Origin of the sequence: Pseudomonas sp. MBLB4136 (assembly GCF_051904765.1) — a bacterium.
In the GTDB taxonomy this organism is placed as follows: Bacteria; Pseudomonadota; Gammaproteobacteria; order Pseudomonadales; family Pseudomonadaceae; genus Aquipseudomonas.
The window spans coordinates 2597136-2615888 of the sequence record NZ_CP196713.1; the positions used below are offsets into that span (position 1 = coordinate 2597136).

The following is an 18753-nucleotide window of genomic DNA, read 5'->3' on the forward strand; positions in this document are numbered from 1 at the left end:
CGCCTGCGCAGTCTGCTTATGCGCCGGCGCCGCGTAAAGCAGCCTCCGCGCTCCCGGCCCACGCCTCGGGCGGCGCCGGGCGCGAGCGGCTCAACGGCCCTGGCAGGCATCCACCCGCAGACGCCGCTCCAGCAGGCGGAAGGCATGCACCAGCAGATAGGCCGCCAGCAGGTAGAACAGGCCGGCGGCGAAGAAGATCTCCACCGGCTGGTAGGTGCGAGCGATGATGGTGCGCGACATGCCGGTCAGCTCCAGCAGGGTGATGGTGCTGGCCAGGGCGCTGGCCTTGAGCATCAGGATCACCTCGTTGCTGTAGGCCGGCAGGCCGATGCGCGCCGCCCGCGGCAGGACGATGTAGAGCGAGGTCTGCCAGCGCGCCATGCCCAGCGCTCGCGCCGCCTCGATCTCCCCCGGCGGCACGGCCTGGATGGCGCCACGCAGGATCTCGGCGATGTAGGCCGCGGTGTGCAGGGTCAGGGTGATGATGGCGCACCAGTAGGCATCACGCAGGTAGGGCCACAGCGGCCCCTCGCGCACCGCCTCGAATTGCGCCAGGCCGTAGTAGACCAGGAACAGCTGCACCAGTAGCGGCGTGCCGCGGAAGAAGAAGATATAGCCGTAGGGCAAGGCGCGCAGCCACCAGTGCCGCGAGGCCCGCGCTATGCCCAGGGGCAACGCCAGGATCAGCCCGGCGATCACCGCGATGCCGACCAGCTCCAGGGTCAGCCAGGCGCCCTCGAGAATCCGTGGCAGCCACTTGATGATCAATTCCCAGTTCATGCGGCAGCCCTCAGGAAACCACGGCTGGCACGCTTCTCGAGCAGGTGCAGGCCGATCATGGCGAGGATGGTCAGGCTCAGGTAGATGAACGCGGCCACCAGGAAGAAGGTGAAGGGCTCCTTGCTCGAGGTCACTGCGATCTGCGAACGGCGCATGATCTCCTCCAGGCCGATCACCGAGACCAGCGCGGTGTCCTTCATCAGGATCATGAACAGGTTGCCCAGCCCCGGCAGGGCGATGCGCCACATCTGCGGCAGGATCAACCGCCAGAGAATCCGCGCCTTGGACAGGCCGAGGGCCTGCCCCGCCTCGCGATGGCCCTTGGGGATGGCCAGGATGGCGCCCCGGAACACCTCGGTGGCGTAGGCGCCGAAACACAGGCCGAGGGCGATGGTGCCGGCGGCGAAGGGCGACAGCTCCAGGCTGGCCACGCCGAGCAGGTCGGCCAGGCTGCGCATCAGGCTGACCGTGCCGAAGTAGATCAGCAGCACCCAGAGCAGCTCGGGCACGCCGCGCACCAGGGTCGAATAGGTGCCGCCGAGCCACTGCAGCGGCTTGTACGGCGAAGTCTTGGCCAGGGCGCCGAGCAGGCCCAATACCAGGCCCAGGGACAGCGACGCGAGCGCCAGCTTGATGGTCATCAAGGCACCGGCGAGCAGCGCCGGGCCGAATCCGTAGAGATCGAGAGTCATGATTCAAACCACCGCAGGGGGCTGGTACGGCAGCGGCGGCCGCACCAGCCGGTGCCGATCAGTAGATGCTGAAGGGGAAGTACTTGTCGTTGATCTGCTTGTAGGTGCCGTCGGCGACGATTTCCTTCAGGGCGACATTGAGCTTCTCGCGCAGCGGCTCACCCTTGCGCACGGCGATGCCGATCTTGTCGTTGTCGAACACCGGCTCGCCCTTGAACTCGAAGCCCTTGCCGGCATCGCTCTTGAGCCATTCCCAGTTGACGAAGGTGTCGGCCAGCACACCGTCGAGGCGCCCGGACGTGAGGTCCAGATAAGCGTTCTCCTGGGTGTCGTAGAGCTTGATGTCGACCACGTCATCGAGGTTGTCTTCCAGCCAGGTGCCGGCGATGGTCGCGCGCTGGGCGCCGATCACCTTGCCCTTGAGGCTGGCTTCGTCGGTCTTGAACTCGCTGCCTTTCGGGGCGATGAACTGCAGCTTGTTGGTGTAGTAGGGCTCGGTGAAGTCGACCGCCTGCTGGCGCTCTTCGGTGATCGACATCGAGGCCACCAGGAAGTCGAACTTCCTGGCGTTCAGCGCCGGGATGATGCCGTCCCAGTCGGAGGTGACCACTTCGCATTCGGCCTGCATCTTGGCGCACAGGGCCTGGGCGATCTCGATGTCGAAGCCAACCACCTGGCCATCGGCGTCGATCAGGTTGAACGGCGGGTAGGCGCCTTCGGTGCCGATCTTCAGCTTGTCGGCGGCTACGGCGCTGGTGCCGAAAGCCAGGGTGGCGGCCGCAGCCAGCAGGATTTTCTTGTAGTTATGCATGCGATGTAGCTCCATTTTCAGTGGTTACTGGACATGAACTGCTTGCAGCGTGCCGACTGCGGGTTGTCGAACACCTGTTCCGGCGGGCCCTGCTCCTCGACCAGGCCCTGGTGCAGGAACACCACCTCACTGGACACCTGGCGGGCAAAGTTCATCTCGTGGGTCACCAGCAGCATGGTGCGACCCTCTTCGGCCAGGGCGCGGATCACGCTGAGCACTTCCTGGACCATTTCCGGGTCGAGGGCCGAGGTCGGCTCGTCGAACAGGATCACCTTCGGCTCCATGCACAGCGTGCGGGCGATGGCCGCGCGCTGCTGCTGGCCGCCGGACAGCTGGTTGGGGTAGACATGGCGCTTGTCGGCGATGCCTACCTTGGCCAGCAAGGCCTCGGCGCGCTCGATGGCCTCGGCCTTGCTCAGGCCCAGTACCCGGCGCGGCGCCTCGGTGATGTTGTCGAGCACGCTCATGTGCGGCCACAGGTTGAAGCTCTGGAAGACGAAGCCCAGCTCGCTGCGCAGGCGGTTGATCTGCTTGCTGCTGGCCGCCTGCAGGTCGCCGGCTGCGCCCTTCTTGAGCAGCAGCTCCTCGCCATTGACGATGATCTGCCCGCGGTGAGGGTTTTCCAGCAGGTTGATGCAGCGTAGGAAGGTGCTCTTGCCGGAACCGGAGGAGCCGAGGATGGAGATCACGTCACCGTCACGGGCATTCAGCGAGATGCCCTTGAGCACCTCGTGATCGCCGTAGCGCTTGTGCAGATCACGGATCTCCAGGGCGAACGGGGAGCTGGTCATGCAGTACCTCTTATTATTCTTTTTAAGCCTGGCAAATACTGCCGCCCGTCAAGGCCATCCGCCTAACACGCAGGCGTCATCGACGGCCTTAATGGCGTCATCCTTGCCCCGCGATAGCACTGCCGCAGCCTTCCCAGGCCCATCCGGCAGCGCCGCTGGCTACCGATCTAAACAAGGATAGGCACACGCCTCAAACGAAAAGAAGGACTCGGTTCATTCCAAAATCTATGGAACTGCACGGGTTGCTGCGGCACCGCCAGACGCCGGCCAAGCCCCGCCGATCGACGGTATCCGGCTCGCCCGCGCGGGCGCTGCCCCACGCTACGCTCATAGTGTTGGCAACTTTAAGGAGGTGAGAAATGACCGGCACATTCTCGATTCACCCATCGGTGGACAATGGCATCCAGCCAGGCGCCGATGACTTCGCCGGGGGAACCCTGGTCTGCCATTGCTCCCGGGATCCAGTCAAGGTGAGGGTCGACGCCCAGTCGGCGCACAATCACGCCTGCGGCTGCACCAAGTGCTGGAAGCCCAAGGGCGCCCTGTTCTCCCTGGTAGCGGTGGTGCCGCGAGACAAACTGCGGGTCAGCGAGCATGCCGAGAAGCTCGAAGTGGTCGACCCCGGCGCCACCATCCAGCGCCACGCCTGCCGCGAGTGCGGGGTGCACCTGTACGGGCGCATCGAGAACAGCGCCCACCCTCTCTATGGACTGGACTTCATCCACACCGAACTGTCGCCGGACAAGGGCTGGTCGGCCCCGCAGTTCGCCGCATTCGTCTCCTCGATCATCGAGTCGGGCACCGATCCGGCGCTGATGGGCGCGGTGCGCGCCCGCCTCAAGGCGCTCGGCCTGGAGCCCTACGACTGCCTGTCGCCGCCCCTGATGGACGCCATCGCCACCCACCTGGCCAAGGCCTCCGGCGCGCTGAAGAGCTGAATTCGGCCTACCGCCCCGAGGCCGCGAGACAGGCTCGCGGCCTCGGCCGGCACGCCGCCCGGCAGCTCGGCGAGTGCAGTTCGCGCCCCTCAGCGCGCTTGCAGTCCCGGCCCGCTGGGCTGCGGCTCGGCTTCGTCCGGGCCGTCTTCGGGCTCGGCCTGCTTGTGCACGCGTGCGGCATGGCTGTAGGGCCAGGAATGTATCGCCGAGTCCAGCTCCGGGCTCACCGGCGCCGCCAGTTCCTCCAGGTGACTGATCACATCGGCGGGCTTGAGCACCAGCACGTCGCACTCCAGGCTGTCGAGCACGGTTTCCGCCGTGTTGCCGATCAACGCCCCCGACAGGCCGCTGCGCGCCACGCTGCCGATCACCGTCAGTGACACGTCCAGGCGATGGGCGACCGCGGGGATCAGCACGTCGGCGGGGCCCTCCTCTATGTGCAGGCGTTCGTCGTCGATGCCGTATTCGGCCTGCAGCACCCGGCACTGCTTGCGGTACAGGGCCAGGATGCTGTCCTTGACCTGGAACACCGGATCGGGCGCCAGCAGTTCGGGACAAGGGTGGGCCGACATCAGGTGCAGGGTGCCGCCGGTCATGTTGGCGATGTCATGGCCATGACCGACGATCCCGGCATGCAGCACGCGGTGATCGACGTCGTCGTTGCCCGCATCGATGGCGGCGAGAATGCTGCTGCCCTGCCAGGACGCGGTCGTCCTCACGATCAGCACCGGACAAGGGCAAAAGCGCAGCAGCTTCCAGTCCTCGGAGGGCAGCAGGGTCTTGCTCAGGCGCGTATCGCGTCGGTGTTGCTTGATCACCAAGCCGCAGCCTTGAGCCTGCTGCGCGGCGATGATGGTCCGGTGCTGGCTACCATGCCAGGCCTGCTCGGCGCTAACGCTGAAGCCTTGGCCTTGCAGGGTCTCGCGGGTCTCGCCAAGGAGGGCCGAATAGTCGTTTTTCTTGTCGCACACCAACACGTGCAGGTGCGACTGCGTGGTGTTGGCGATCAGCTTGGCTCGGTCGAGGACCAGTGCCGGAGACTGCTCTGGGTCCATCACCACCAGGGTATTGCGAATGGTTTGCATGACTAACGTCCTGTGCGTAAGGGTGTCGGTACCGCTCGGCGACAGGTAGCGTCCAGGCCTTGACTCAGGCGCAGCCGCTTGCCGCTTCGTCGGGTGATCAACGGGTCACTGATTCGGCGAGGACGGCCGGGAAACGACTTCGATGAAATCTGCTTTTGATTCTTGGACTAATGAAGCCCGCCGCGCGCTCGCCCCGCGGATTCGGGGCGCCGCTACAGGATGTGGATGCCGTCACTCATGCGCGGCTCTCGCGAACCGGCGCTGTGTTGCGGTGCATCGACTAATAACGTGAAAGAGCGCTGTGCAGTCCATCTGCAGGCGTCCTCGGCATGATTCGCGTGCCTGGGCGGTCGGCTGGCATTGAGTGGAGCGGATTGACCATTCGTCAGGCGTCGCCCGTCGGCGTCCTCAAGCCAGCTTCCGAAGACACCCCGGTGTCGAACCCGGGCATCGATCACGGCGCTCATCGGCGACTGCATTGCAAAACGATGGTTCGCGGGCACAGTGCTGTTTGCCCTGCCCCACGCTTCAGTGTGGTCGTTGTGCCGCAGCCCGCCAGCACCGCTAGTCGATTGGCGCGCTGGCGAGGTGCCGACGGACAGGGCCATCACGGCCCTCGCCCGCCCCTCTTGCCGCGTCCGCCGGCTGTTTGTGGGAGGCCGCGCGCCGGGCGCAAAGCACCAGGTCAGGCGCGCCGGCAGGTAAGCGAAGACCCAGGCGTGGCGATCGACGGCAGGCCTCGCCTGCGCCTCAGGCGAGTGCCGCCAGGCCCAGCGCCTCGGCGCACTGCTCCAGCGAGCGCTGCTGGGTTTCCGCGTACAACGCCAGCTCATCGAGCACCGGCGCGCCCAGGTCGCGCTCGAAGGCTTCGCGGTTGGCGCTCTGGCCATAGCTGTCGCGGGCATTGTCGCCGAGGTTGGACTGGAAGATGCCGGCGGCGCTGACCGGCAGGAAGTCCTCGTAGACCAGTGGCTCGCATTGCAGGTGGCCGGCGGCCAGCAGCGCCTCGAGTTCCTGGGCCAGCTCGCCCCGCGCCTTGGCGGCCACGCCCTGCTCGGTGACGAAGTAGCGGAAGTAGGCCAGCCCCTGCCGGCGCAGGCTGGCGTAGTCATCGGGGAACGCCTGGAACTGCTGGCTGAGCGTGGCCATATAGGCCGCCGCGCCCTCCTCGTTCGGCGCGCCACCGGCGACCTTGCGGGTAGCCTCGAGCAGGCGGTCATACAGCGCCCGACCCCGCGGGGTGAGGGCCACGCCACGCTGCTCGATCTCGCCGAAGCGCGCGGTGTGGCTGCCCAGCGCATCGCTGCCGTCCGCCTCGACGAACGTCACCGCCTCCTGCAGGGCCTTGAAGCTGGTCTGCCGCAGCAGGATCGGGCAGCGCCGCGGTGGCGGCCCTTCGATCACCGCCTTCGGGCTGATGCCGCGACCCTGCATGCCGGCCTGCACCGCGTCGATATCCAGGGTGCGCGGAGTCAGGTGATTGATGTGCGGCCCCTTGAACGCCACCACATCGGCGATCAGCCGGTGCTGGTCGCTCAACTGCTGGTACAGCGCGGCACCGACGGTGCCCTCGCGGTGCCAGCGGAAGGTCTCCAGGGCCTGCTGGACGAACTCGTCCGCCTCGCCCGCGTTCAGGCCGCCGGCTGCCTCGGCCCGCTCGATCAGCTGCAGGGCGCGAGGGGTGAAGATATTGCGCCGCGCGAGGATGCCCGCGGCCAGTTCGCGCAGCTCGCGGTTCTCGATCAGCTCCAGACGCAGCAGCGAGGTGAACACGCGGAACGGGCTGTGCTGCAGCGACGCCTCATGGATGGCACGAAACGCGGTGGAATGCACCGGCACGCCGGCACAGGCCAGATCGTAATAGCCCACCGGATACATGCCCATGACCGCGAACAGGCGGCGCATGGTGGCCAGCTCGGCGGCGCTGCCCAGGCGAATGGCGCCGTGGCGCTCCATGTCCAGGCGCTGGATCTCGCCTGTTGCGCTGAGCCGCGCGGCCAGCTGCCGGTCCTGCGCCAGGGCCTGGGCGTTGACCTCCCCCACCAGCTCCAGCAGCGCGCCGTACAACGGCACCTCGGCCTGGTACATGGCCGACATGGCGCGGGAGAACTGCGCGCGGATCTCATCGGGACTAACCAGCGCATCCGGGTTAGCGGCAGCTTGAACGCTCATGGGAACTCGACTCCTTGCATCGCCTGGACAGGGTGGCCGGCATCCCCAGTGATTTGGTATTCCAGCCATTCATGGGAAACATTCTGGCGAGCGGGATAGTCGGTTTCAAACGACTAATCCTCAGCTGTTCATTCCCTTAAAGAATCCACCGGCAGGCGCTGGCAGGCCCAGAATGCTCGCGGGAAGGCCATACAGTCTCGGCGCGTCTCGGCGCACCAATCGGGAACGCCGCTGTGCCCTGGATCGACCCCGAGTCGCCCTCGACCGCCAGGGCCAGCCGCTATATGGGCGAAGTACCCCGGCCTCAGCGCCCCGCACCGGACATGCAGGCACGCAGGAAGGCAACCACCAGCGGAACCGGATCGCCCCGCAGCGCCCTGCGCTCGGGTTGAAACAGGGTCGCGACGAAGAAGGGATGGCCCTCGAGTTCGACCGCGCGGACCTCGCCCGCCCCGTCATAGGCCGTCGCTCGCAGCGGTCCGGAGACAAGCGCCGCGCGGAACGCTGGATTCAGCCCGTAGCTGCATCGATACCCTTCGGTAATTTCAACCGCAGCGTAGGCGGACGCGACACGGGTATTGGCCTGCAGGCGAATCAGGTCACTCACCTCCACCAATGCGCACGCCAACGGGGCAATCACCTGGCGCGGCGCATCGGGGGCGGTTTCGCCATGCTCGGCGTCGTGCCAGCCCAGCACATTGCGCGCGTACTCCAGCAGCGCATGCTGAAACCCGCCACATGTCCCCAGGAAGGGCATGCCATTGCTGCGTGCATGGCCAATGGCGAGCAGCGCACCGTCCATGTTCCGGTAAGGGCTGGCAGGCACACACCAGAGTCCGTCGAAGCGGCTGATCGAGGCGGCAGAGGTGATCGTTTCGGTGCCGATCCACTCGAACCCCACCTCGACTTCCAGCCCCTGCGCCGCCTGCTGCAGCGCCAGTGGGATGGCCTGATGGGCCGGAACGGCGTCGTGGTAGTCGCCGATCAAGCCGACTGTGATGGTTGCGGGCATGTCCGTGTACGTTCCTTGTCAGTGGCAAATTTCAGCTTCGGGGCGCCCAGTACGGGCGCCCATCAGCGGTTAACGCAGCGAGAACCGAACGTTCTCCGGGCAATCTGCCTATCCCACGCAGCACCCAGGGGAAAACAGCGAGCGCAACTGCGAGAAGTAGCCAGACCGCCCTGGGTAGGCGGCGCTGTCGGCGAACAGGCCAACCTGCACCGGCGCCCTGTTGTTCCCGCCCAGGTAGAACGTCTTGAATACCTGATCCCAAATCACCAGGGCACTGCCAAAGTTGACATGGCCTTCGCGCGCGTCACTGGAATGATGCCAGCGGTGCAATTCGTTGCTGCTGAAGATGAAGTTCAGCCAGCCGCTCTTAAGGTCGATATTCGCATGCTGCAGCATGAGCACCGGCTGGGTGAGCGCCAGATACCCCAGCAACGCCTCGGGCGAAAATCCGAGGAGCATGGCCGGCAGCATGCCGACGATAAAATTCGTCGCGTGATTGAGCGGATGAAACCGGAAGTTGTTCAGGCTATACAGGCGTTCACTGCTGTGGTGCATGGCGTGCAACCACCAGAGCGGCTTGGCCATGTGATGCAACCGGTGCGACCAATAGCGCCCAAGCTCGATGAGCAGGGTCGCCGCCAGTATCTGCAACGCAAGGGGCAGGCTCGCCAGAAAGGCCTCGCTTGGCGCGATCGATGCCGCCCCCAGTAATGAAACAAGGGCGACAGGCCCAGCCGCCTTGAGCAACGGCTCCACCATGCCGACCAGCACCATGGCGCTGATGACATCGGTCCCGGCATCCCCCCTGTTGCGGCGCCAGTCCTCTCGATAGGGGGCGAAACGCTCGAACAGCATGCCGGCCACCAGCGTCGCGACAGTAGCGGCAAGAACCGTCACCTCGAGGTCCAGCCCAGCGTGATAGGCGAAAAAGAAGGCGGCCAGGCTGGCGCAGACGCTGATCAACAAAAAGGTGCGACTCAACAGCTGTTGCATAGTGCGCTCTCCGATCCATGGTGACGGGGCTAACGCGTCGCGTCAGCGCCCAGTTAAGTTGACGAGCGAAATCTCGCTCAACCGCATCCACTTGCCCTGTACATACAGTCCCGCGCCGCCCCCCTGCACGATGCGTTGAACGCACGGTCTACAGGGGGCCGTCGACGTTATAGACCACCGGCATCCGCCCCTTCCATTTAAGCCAGCCGCCATTGTCGGTGATCAGGTCCGCCATGAAATGTGCCACGTTGATGCGACTGGTTTTGCCTGCATCGAATATCGCGCTTCGGGTCGGTGAAGGGTGAACCGCGTATTCGGTTACAACGCTCTCATCAATCAAGGTATCGGGACGAACCACGGCCCATTCGATCAACCCGTCGCCGTGACCAATGCGGGTGCGCAGAAAATCTGCGGCCCGCTCATTATCCAGGTGCGGCGGCACCAACAGGCGAATCAGCCCCACGACAACTTTCTGGGCCCAGGAAATCGGCTCAGACAGATCGCGATTGCGGTTGCCGGTGGTGTTCATCAGCACGAACTTGACCGGTCTGGCCGGCTGGCTTTCGCCGATGGCGGTGCATAAGCGGTTGACCGCATCGGTCACCAGCCGGCGCGGCTCGCCGTAGATCCCCTTCAGGCTCAGGCTGTGTCCCAGGCACGAAGCCACTGCCTCACACCCATCGACGTGACGCGCCAGTTCGCCGTCGCTCAACTCCAGGATGCTGCCGGGGATAACCGAAAGATTCTCATTGTTTTCGAAGAGCCGCCGAAACGGCTCCGGCGCTCTCACAATCGCCCGGACCTGCTGGCCTCGACTGAGCAACTGCTCGACCAACAACCGCCCCGTCGCGCCGCTTGCGCCTACCACCAGTATGGCCATGCCCTGTCTCCTTCCCTGTATCTGGACAACTGCGCTCGCAACGATCAAGCCAAGGGACGGGCCTTATCCACTGCCCGTACGCTACGCCCCAAGGCGATGGCGCGCCACGGACTGGCTAATCGCCCCGTCTTCTTTTGGCGGAGGGGCGTTCGTTCAGGACACGCACCTCTCTCTGCGGGAAGGGTATTTCGAAGCCATGCTCCTGCAGCGCCTCCAAGATCATCAGCAAGAGGTCGCCCCCTACGCGATTCTTGCCGTCGTCGACCCCCTCCATCCAGAACTCCACGAACATATTGATGCCCGAGTCGCCAAAGCTGTCTATCTCGCAGTCGGGCCGCTCCTCGAACGGTACATCCTCACCGCTGAATACCTGCGGGTGGCTGGCGACCACTTCCTTGATGATCTCCACCAGCTTCCTGACATCCGAGTCATAGGAGACCGAAAAATCCACCCGATAGCGCTGGCTTTTGTCCTTGTGCGTCCAATTGGTAAATATCTCGGCGATAAACTTTTCGTTCGGTACCACAACATCCTTGCCATCGAAGGTTTCCAGCGTGGTCGAGCGCATATTCAACTCACGCACAATTCCGGTGCGGCCATCCTCGAGCTCGACGTAATCACCAATGGACACCGAGCGGTCCAGCAGGATGATGATTCCGGATATGAAATTGGAGGCGATGGCCTGCAACCCAAAGCCCAGACCAACACCCAGCGCGCCGCCAAACACCGCGAGCGTGGTGAGGTTGATGCCCATGATTTGCAACAGCAGCAGGAAAATGAAGAAGAATATCGCCACCTCGAAGAGCTTCGCGGCCACTTCCCGGGTGCGTACGTCCAGGTTCTCCTGATGGGAAATGAAGTCCCGGCCGGTTCTGCTGCTGACGCGGCCGAGCCAGAACAGCATCGAGCCGAAGATCGCGACCCGGGCGATGCCGTATACCGAAATCTCGATATTGCCCAGGTTGACCGAGATGGATTCGAGTATCCCGATCAATCCGTCGAGCAGGCCGACCAGGTGCAGAAATAACAACGGGATGCCCAGCCACTTGAAGGTCGCGGCGAGAAACCTGTTGCGGATAAAGTTACGGATGATCGAGTAAAAGATAAGCAGGATGGAAATGGTAAGCGCCGCCTGCACCAGCCACCCCTGACTCAGCAGGTTCTCGCTCACCTCAACGGATATTCGCAACAACAAAATCGCGAGTATCGGGAAAATCAAGCCACCCAGCCTGCCGATAAATTTACGAAGCGGATGAGCGCCAGCCTCATCATCTCCTACATTCAGAACCGGGACATATTTCCTGATGCGATTGGCAACTATCCAGGCAAGCGCGTAAATGGCTATGACGATACCCATTTGCGTGTAGGTTACCGGCTGGGAAACAACCGAACTCACCGTCTGGAGCGCCTGATCGACCTGCACGCCGAGATTGTCAATCATCATTATTGAAAACCCTATCCATTACTTGACAGGCAAACTGGACTATCCAAGTAAAATCAACTTCACAGCGCCCCCATAAAACACAACAGCTGTCTAGCCAGAATCATAGACTCGATCTATTACCCCGGGGCCTTGGCCTAAAAAGCTACTAGACCACCGACACCCACTGCAGCAAACGAATATGAAGCATAGCCCCCGGATCCGAACCTATGCCGCCAACACCGCTTGCACGCAAACAAAATGTTTAAACGGCGGCGCGCATCGACCACAACAAGGTGGCGGTGGCCCTGGCCAACAAACTGGTGCGGATCTGCTGGGCGGTACGGTGTCACCAGGGCCGCTTCAGTGGCGACTGGCAGCGCGTAAGGCCCGCCTGACGGCGGGCGTAATCAGGAGGGAATGAAGGGTTTCGGATGGTTGTGGTGAGACGCGAGACTGTCGGAACAGGCGAGTCCGGCAGCGGAACAAGGCCGATAACAATCATGATCCACGTGATCGATTGAACGCTGGGCCCCCGCTGCGCGAACTACAGAGTGGCCAGGGCGATGCTGCCCATGACAGGCCGGATATACGAATGCAACCGCACTGACGACAGGCTTGAAAAGCGATTCCTCATCTACTTGTGGGGAGCGTCCATATACAATTGTTAGGAGGCAACACGCTTCTTTGCCTCTTCTGCTTTTTCTATCAAATGGCTGATTAGGTCCTCGAAAAGGCCATGTCGTATGTTGCCTGCCCAACGCTCAATTTCTTGAATTGTCTTTGGTAGTTGGCGCGCAGATTCGTAAAAGTTGAAAATATCCTCTGCGGCTCTTGAGCCTAGTGATGGTACTTCTAAGCGGCACATGTTGAATGCTTCTGCTGATACGGCTGATTTTATGCGTTCAGCGATTTCCTGCATGGTGAGTGGCTCAATAAAGCTGGGCATGTTTTCTGCTGATGCTTGGTTGATTACAGAAAGCTCATTCTGTAAGGCGTCTATATTGGATTGGATTTCACGATGAAGGATTCTGGATATGTTTTTAGTATTTCTCTTGCCTTTTGCGCTTTCGTAGGCGGCACTCAGTGCGAAGCCAAGAACAACTCCGATTACCGTGAGGGCAAGCTCAAACATCCATATCTCCAATTGCTTCCTAACTAAAATTAGACACCGAATGGTGCGTTTAAACGCACCATTCGGTGGATAACATTCCTTGTCGCCTTTGGCTTTCCCTGTCTATTCCGGAGATTCCAGCGGGTCGCTGGGGGCAGAAGGACGTTATGCACCATCGACGGCAAGCCTGGATGCCTCGCCCACGCTTGGCATATGCCGGCCGACGCTACTGTTTTGCCATGATCCTGTCCAGCGACTGAATCTGCCGGCATGCCGTGCTCGGCAGAGGATATCGGCCAAGCGCAGGCGATGCCGGCTTCGGCCGCGCGGCTGGGGCCCTGCCCGCCTAGTGCCGCGCGGCTTGCTTCAGCCGCCGCGCCAGCAGCAGCAGGGTCAGCAGGAACAGCGGCGCCAGCAGGGCGAACAGCACCTTGCCGGACAGCGGCGAGCCCAGGGCGCCCAGGCCTTCCAGGGTCATCTTCAGCAGGCCGATCAGGTAGTAGCTGATGGCGATCAGCGAGAAGCCCTCTACCGCCTTCTGGATCTTCAGCTGGGTGTGGGTGCGGGCGTTGAGGCTTTCGAGAATCTTCGAGTTCTGCTCCTCCACTTCCACCTGGGCCTTGGCCTGCAGCAGTTCGCCGAGGTTGGCGATGCCATGGGCCAGGCGGTCCAGGCGCTGTTCGGTGGCGGCGCAGTAGCGCACGCTGGGCTTGAAGCGCCGCTCGAGGAAGATGCCGAGGCGCTGGTGCTCGCCGACGTGGCTTTCGCGCAGCTCGGCGATGCGCTCGAAGACAATCTGCGCGTAGGCCGCGGTGGCGCTGAAGCGCGGCCGGCTGGTGGCCGAGCAGCGCATCAGCCGGGCCGACAGCGCGGTCAGGCCATCGAGCAGGGCCTTGGCCTGGTCGTTGTCCGCCTCGGCGTTGCGCTCGGCGAGGCGGATCAGTTCGCGGTCCAGTTCCTGCAGCGTATTGCCCAGCTCCTGTGCCGTGGGCAGGCCGAGGCACGCCAGCATGCGGTAGGTCTCGATCTCCACCAGGCGGCGCACCATGCGCCCGAGGCGGTAGGCATTCAGGCCACGGTTGACCAGCAGCAGGCGATTGTAGCCCTGGGCCGAGAGGCGGAAGTCGCCCCACACCGTGGCGTCGCCACCGCCGATATGCGAGCCGGCCGGGTCCTTGAAGCCATAGCCGGCCGGCGCCTGCGCCGCGTCCTGCTGGTTCTCGACGAGGATCACCAGGGCATCGATGATCAGCTCGCGGTGGGCGTCGAGCAGGCCGCGCAGCGGCTGCGGCACCTCGGCCCAGCGCGTGCCATCGGCCGCCAGCGGCACCACCCAGGTCAGCGAGAGGAATTCGCTGTGGCGCTCCCACTTGAAGGCGCAGCCGGCGATGCGCAGCAGGCCGTGGCGCAGCACGCCGCGGCCCGGGTTGTCGGCCAGCTCGTCGAGGCGGCGGACGATGGCCTCCAGTGACTGGCCATCGTCCAGCAGGGCGAAATGATAGACATGGGCCGGGCCGTCGAAATAGAGCGACGGGCGCGCGTGCAGTTCATCGTGCAGGCTTGCTCTCAGCGGGTGCATCACAGGCTCCAAGACAGAGGGCGCCACCGCTCGGCCGGCAGCGCCTGAATCTACTGGACTGCCGCCCGCCCCGCCGGGACACAGGTCGCCGCGGTGCCTCTATGGCCTGGGCGCATCAGCAGGCCACGGCGCAAGCGGGCGCCGATCGACTCAGTCCAGTTGCGCCAGGCAGCGCTCGAAGATGTCGAAGCCCTCGTCCAGCCGCTCGGGCTCGGTGGTCAGCGGCGCCAGCAGGCGGATGATGTGGCGCTGCTTGCCGCTGGGCATCAGCAGCAGGCCCTGCTCGCGGGCGTTGCCCAGCAGGCTGGCCAGGCGCTCGCTGCCGGGGCCGCCGTCGGCGCTGCGCAGTTCGATGCCGCGCATGGCGCCCACGCCGGTCAGGCGGCCGATGGCAGCCGCCCAGGGCGCCTGCCGCCAGCTGGTGTAGCGGGCGAGGATGGTGCATTCCTGCAGCTCGCCCCAGGTCGCCAGGTTGGCGTCGCTCATCTCTTCCAGGGTGGCCAGGGCCGCGGCGCAGGCGATCGGGTTGCCCGAATAGGTGCCGCCCAGGCCGCCCTTGGGCAGCGCGTCCATCAGTTCGCGGCGGCCGACCACCGCCGCCAGCGGCAGGCCGCCGGCCATGCTCTTGCCCAGCAGCAGAAGGTCCGGCTCGATGCCCAGGCGGCTGAAGGCGAAGCGCTGGCCGCTGCGGCCGAAGCCGGACTGGATCTCGTCGATGATCAGGAGGATGCCGTGGGTATCGCAGAAGCGCCGCAGGTCCTGGGCGAAGGCCGCATCCAGGGCCTGGAAGCCGCCCTCGCCCTGCACCGGTTCGACGATGAAGCAGGCCACCTCGGCGCGGTCGATCTCCACGCTGAACAGCCGCTCCATGGCCGCCAGGGCCTGCTCGCGGCTGACCCCGTTATCGGCACTGGGGTACGGCAGGTGATAGACCGGCCCCGGCAGCACGCCGACCTTCTGCTTGTAGGGCGCCACCTTGCCGTTGAGGTTGAGGGTGGCCAGGGTACGGCCGTGGAAGCCGCCGTCGAAGGCGATCACCGCGCTGCGCCCGGTGGCCGCGCGGACGATCTTCAGGGCGTTCTCCGCCGCCTCGGCGCCGCTGTTGGTGAGCATGCCGGAGAGCGGGTAGCTGACCGGAACGAAGCACGTCAGGGCCTCCATCAGCCGGCCGTAGCCCTCATGGGGCACGGCATTGAAGGCCGAGTGGGTCAGCCGGCCGGCCTGCTCGCGCACCGCCTCGACGATGCGCGGATGGCAGTGGCCGAGGTTGAGCACGCCGATGCCGCCGACGAAGTCGATGTAGCGCTTGCCGGCGCTGTCCCAGACCTCGGCGTTGCGGCCGTGGCTGAGGCTGATGGGGTGGACGATGCCCAGGGCGTTGCTGATCGGAGCCTGGCTCATGGGCGCACACCCTCCGCGCGGCGAAGGATCGAAGGGCATGGGCAGGCATTCTCGCGGGCGGGCATGGGGCGTCCTCGTGGCCGGGTTGACTGGGCCACTATGAAAGCGAGAGATGAAGGCGCCCGGCAAACGAAAAAAAACGCGGCTGTCATTCCTTTTTTTCCGCCTTGTGCCCGCCTCGACGCGGTGCCCGCTGGGGACGACTCAGCGTGCGGCCTCGCCGTGTTCGAGGCGTACCTGCGCCTCGATCCACTTCACGAAGGCGCGAATCTTCGGCACTTCGGCGGCATGTTCGGCGTAGGCGAGAAAGTGCCGGCCGCTGCTGGGCTGGGGGTGATCCCAGGGAATCACCAGCTTGCCCTCGGCCAGCTCGTCCTCCACCAGGAAACGCGGCACCAGCGCCACGCCGCAGCCGGACTGGGCCGCGCGGATGCACATATAGAAGGTCTCGAAGCGCGGCCCGTGGTAGCTGTGCTCGGTCTGCAGGCCCTGGGCCTCGAACCACTCGTGCCAGGCCTCGGGCCGCGAGGCGCACTGCAGCAGCACCCGCTCGCTCAGCTGCAGGGCGCTGTCCAGCGGCGTGGCCGGGAGGATGTCCGGGGCGCACACCGGCACCATCTCCTCGCCGAACAGCTCGATGCACTCGGCCCCCGGCCAGGTGCCCTGGCCGAAGAAGAACACCACGTCGGCCCGCGCCTGGACCAGGTCGAAGGGTTCCAGTTCATTGCGGATGTCCAGGTGGATGTTCGGGTTGGCCGCACCGAAGCCCTTGAGATGAGGGATCAGCCAGCGCGCGCCGAAGGTCGGTTGGGTCGCCACCTTGAGCACCTCGGTCTCGCCACCGTAGGACAGGATGTAGTGGGTGGACATCTCCACCTGCTTGAGGATCTTGTTCACCTCGGTCAGGTACAACGAGCCGGCCGGGGTCAGCTGCAGGCGCCGGCGGATGCGGCGGAACAGCAGGTGCTGGAGCATCTCCTCGAGCTGCGCCACCTGCTTGCTCACCGCGCTCTGGGTGAGGAACAGCTCCTCCGCGGCGCGGGTGAAGCTCAGGTGGCGCGCCACCGCCTCGAAGCACTGCAGGGCGGCCATGGACGGCATCAGGCGTTTGGACATGGGGAAATCTCGCGAAGGCGTGGGGCGGCGAACAGGGGCGAACGATGAATCCTAGGAATGACATGGCGAATAATGCTCGCTTGCTGCCCTCCAGGCGGAAGATTAATACTGACCCCGAGCATAATTTTCAACCACGACCAGATACAGGAGAGAGCCATGGTTGACGGACTTCTGAGCCGCCTCGGGGTTAGCGCCCACGCAGTAGAGAATGGCAACTACCCGGTACACACCCCGATCGACGGCAGCCAGATCGCTTCGGTCAGCCTGGAAGACCGCGCCGCGGTGCAGGCCAAGATCGCCCGCGCCGAGCAGGCCTTCCTGGCCTGGCGCAGCGTGCCGGCGCCGCGTCGTGGCGAACTGATCCGTCTGTTCGGCGAGGTGCTGCGCAAGCACAAGGCCGACCTCGGCGAACTGGTGTCCTGGGAAGCCGGCAAGATCACCCAGGAAGGCCTGGGCGAAGTGCAGGAGATGATCGACATCTGCGACTTCGCCGTCGGCCTGTCGCGCCAGCTCTACGGCCTGACCATCGCTTCCGAGCGCCCGGGCCACCACATGCGCGAGACCTGGCAGCCGCTCGGCGTGGTCGGCGTGATCAGTGCCTTCAACTTCCCGGTGGCGGTCTGGGCCTGGAACACCACCCTGGCCCTGGTCTGCGGCGACGCCGTGCTGTGGAAGCCATCGGAGAAGACCCCGCTCACCGCCCTAGCCTGCCAGGCGCTGTTCGAGCAGGCGCTGGCCGCCTTCGGCGATGCCCCCGAGGGCCTCAGCCAGCTGATCATCGGCGACCGCGAGGCCGGCGACGCCCTGGTCGAGGACCCGCGCGTGGCCCTGATCAGCGCCACCGGCAGCACCCGCATGGGCCGCGAAGTGGCGCCCAAGGTGGCCGCGCGCTTCGGCCGCACCATCCTCGAACTGGGCGGCAACAACGCCATGATCCTGGCCCCCAGCGCCGACCTCGACATGGCCGTGCGGGCCATCCTGTTCGGCGCCGTGGGCACCGCCGGCCAGCGCTGCACCACCCTGCGCCGGCTGATCGCCCACGAGTCGGTCAAGGACGAGATCGTCGCCCGCCTCAAGGTCGCCTACAGCAAGGTGCGCATCGGCCACCCGCTGCAGGGCAACCTGGTCGGCCCGCTGATCGACAAGCACAGCTTCGAGGCCATGCAGGCGGCGCTGGACAAGGCCCGCGCGGAGGGCGGCAAGGTCTTCGGCGGCGAGCGCCAGCTGGCCGAGCAGTTCCCGAACGCCTACTACGTCAGCCCGGCCATCGTCGAGATGTCGGCGCAGAGCGAGGTGGTGCGCCACGAGACCTTCGCGCCGATCCTCTACGTGATGAGCTACAGCGACTTCGACCAGGCCCTGCGCCTGAACAACGAAGTGCCGCAGGGCCTGTCGTCGTGCATCTTCACCACCGACATGCGTGAAGCCGAGCAGTTCCAGAGCGCCGCCGGCAGCGACTGCGGCATCGCCAACGTCAACATCGGCACCAGCGGCGCGGAAATTGGCGGCGCGTTCGGCGGCGAGAAGGAAACCGGCGGCGGCCGCGAGTCCGGCTCCGATGCGTGGAAGGCCTACATGCGCCGGCAGACCAACACGGTCAACTACTCCCGTGAGCTACCCCTGGCCCAGGGCATCGTGTTCGACTGACAGCAACCCAGGCCCTAACGACAAAGCCCCGAGGCCTGCGCTCTCGGGGCTTTTTCATTTGGACGCCGCCGTAGGGTGCGCTATGCGCACCGAACACCCTGCAACGGCTGCTGCGCCATAGCGCTGGTGCGCGCGGCACACCCTACCGCTCTCAGTGTTCGACCGACGCGAAGCAGGCCTGAACGACAAAGCCCCGAGACCTGCGCTCTTGGGGCTTTTTCATTTGGACGCCGCCCGTAGGGTGCGCCATGCGCACCGAACACCCTGCAACGGCCACTGCGTCAAAACGCTGGTGCGCGCGGCGCACCCTACCCGCGCATGG

Annotated in this window: 15 protein-coding genes and 2 pseudogenes; 3 read left to right on the forward strand and 14 right to left on the reverse strand. The window is 64.8% G+C overall.

All coding sequences use genetic code 11. The features are described 5' to 3' along the window. Window positions 1–90 precede the first annotated feature (90 nt). Genes ACSX1D_RS11835 through ACSX1D_RS11850 form a run of 4 tightly spaced genes read right to left on the reverse strand, consistent with a single transcriptional unit; the run spans window position 91 to window position 3074 of the window. Window positions 91–780 (reverse strand): ABC transporter permease, encoded by a 690-nt coding sequence (locus ACSX1D_RS11835; protein ID WP_439858704.1) that lies wholly within the window; start codon window positions 778–780, stop codon window positions 91–93. Further along, complete coding sequence (locus ACSX1D_RS11840) at window positions 777–1472, reverse strand: ABC transporter permease (protein ID WP_439858705.1); 696 nt, start codon at window positions 1470–1472, stop codon at window positions 777–779. The genes ACSX1D_RS11835 and ACSX1D_RS11840 overlap by 4 nt, the downstream gene beginning before the upstream one ends. A 58-nt stretch (window positions 1473–1530) precedes the next feature. Then, complete coding sequence (locus ACSX1D_RS11845) at window positions 1531–2283, reverse strand: ABC transporter substrate-binding protein (RefSeq protein WP_439858706.1); 753 nt, start codon at window positions 2281–2283, stop codon at window positions 1531–1533. A 17-nt stretch (window positions 2284–2300) separates the two neighbouring features. Next, entirely contained in the window at window positions 2301–3074 is a 774-nt protein-coding gene (locus tag ACSX1D_RS11850; RefSeq protein WP_439858707.1) for an ABC transporter ATP-binding protein, read from the reverse strand. 359 nt (window positions 3075–3433) lie between these two features. On the opposite strand from ACSX1D_RS11850, the gene gfa reads away from it, so the two are divergent. After that, window positions 3434–4012 carry an S-(hydroxymethyl)glutathione synthase gene (gene gfa, locus ACSX1D_RS11855; protein ID WP_439858708.1) on the forward strand — a complete coding sequence of 193 codons (579 nt, stop codon included), beginning with the start codon at window positions 3434–3436 and terminating at the stop codon, window positions 4010–4012. Window positions 4013–4242: 230 nt separating this feature from the next. Here the strand turns inward: gfa and ACSX1D_RS11860 are convergent. From ACSX1D_RS11860 to ACSX1D_RS11885, 6 genes and pseudogenes are all read right to left on the reverse strand, one after another. Next, window positions 4243–5097 (reverse strand): annotated as a pseudogene (locus ACSX1D_RS11860) (universal stress protein); the annotation flags it as partial. Window positions 5098–5847: 750 nt separating this feature from the next. After that, window positions 5848–7269 (reverse strand): 2-oxoadipate dioxygenase/decarboxylase HglS, encoded by a 1422-nt coding sequence (gene hglS, locus ACSX1D_RS11865; RefSeq protein ID WP_439858709.1) that lies wholly within the window; start codon window positions 7267–7269, stop codon window positions 5848–5850. A 304-nt stretch (window positions 7270–7573) separates the two neighbouring features. Further along, window positions 7574–8281: a CTP synthase C-terminal region-related (seleno)protein gene (locus ACSX1D_RS11870; RefSeq protein WP_439858710.1), complete on the reverse strand. Its 708-nt coding sequence runs from the start codon at window positions 8279–8281 to the stop codon at window positions 7574–7576. A gap of 108 nt (window positions 8282–8389) precedes the next feature. After that, on the reverse strand, window positions 8390–9274 hold the full coding sequence (locus ACSX1D_RS11875; protein ID WP_439858711.1) for a sterol desaturase family protein: 885 nt from the start codon (window positions 9272–9274) through the stop codon (window positions 8390–8392). Window positions 9275–9422: 148 nt separating this feature from the next. Then, entirely contained in the window at window positions 9423–10154 is a 732-nt protein-coding gene (locus ACSX1D_RS11880; RefSeq protein ID WP_439858712.1) for an NAD(P)-dependent oxidoreductase, read from the reverse strand. Window positions 10155–10269: 115 nt separating this feature from the next. After that, entirely contained in the window at window positions 10270–11598 is a 1329-nt protein-coding gene (locus ACSX1D_RS11885) for a mechanosensitive ion channel family protein (protein ID WP_439858713.1), read from the reverse strand. Window positions 11599–11843: 245 nt separating this feature from the next. Between ACSX1D_RS11885 and ACSX1D_RS11890 the strand changes: the two are divergent. Next, window positions 11844–11972 (forward strand): annotated as a pseudogene (locus ACSX1D_RS11890) (IS110 family transposase); the annotation flags it as partial. A 269-nt stretch (window positions 11973–12241) separates the two neighbouring features. Here the strand turns inward: ACSX1D_RS11890 and ACSX1D_RS11895 are convergent. From ACSX1D_RS11895 to ACSX1D_RS11910, 4 genes are all read right to left on the reverse strand, one after another. After that, window positions 12242–12709 carry a hypothetical protein gene (locus ACSX1D_RS11895; RefSeq protein WP_439858714.1) on the reverse strand — a complete coding sequence of 156 codons (468 nt, stop codon included), beginning with the start codon at window positions 12707–12709 and terminating at the stop codon, window positions 12242–12244. Window positions 12710–13034: 325 nt separating this feature from the next. After that, window positions 13035–14267, reverse strand: a complete 1233-nt coding sequence (locus ACSX1D_RS11900; protein WP_439858715.1) for a DUF3422 domain-containing protein — start codon at window positions 14265–14267, stop codon at window positions 13035–13037. Between the two features lie 150 nt (window positions 14268–14417). Further along, window positions 14418–15668 carry a 2-aminoadipate transaminase gene (locus tag ACSX1D_RS11905; protein WP_439858716.1) on the reverse strand — a complete coding sequence of 417 codons (1251 nt, stop codon included), beginning with the start codon at window positions 15666–15668 and terminating at the stop codon, window positions 14418–14420. A gap of 204 nt (window positions 15669–15872) precedes the next feature. Then, window positions 15873–16784 carry a LysR family transcriptional regulator gene (locus tag ACSX1D_RS11910; RefSeq protein ID WP_439858717.1) on the reverse strand — a complete coding sequence of 304 codons (912 nt, stop codon included), beginning with the start codon at window positions 16782–16784 and terminating at the stop codon, window positions 15873–15875. Between the two features lie 156 nt (window positions 16785–16940). Here ACSX1D_RS11910 and amaB point away from each other — a divergent pair, with 156 nt between their 5' ends. Next, a complete protein-coding gene (amaB, locus tag ACSX1D_RS11915; RefSeq protein WP_439858718.1) occupies window positions 16941–18431 on the forward strand; it encodes an L-piperidine-6-carboxylate dehydrogenase in 1491 nt (496 codons plus the stop codon). Window positions 18432–18753: the final 322 nt, after the last annotated feature.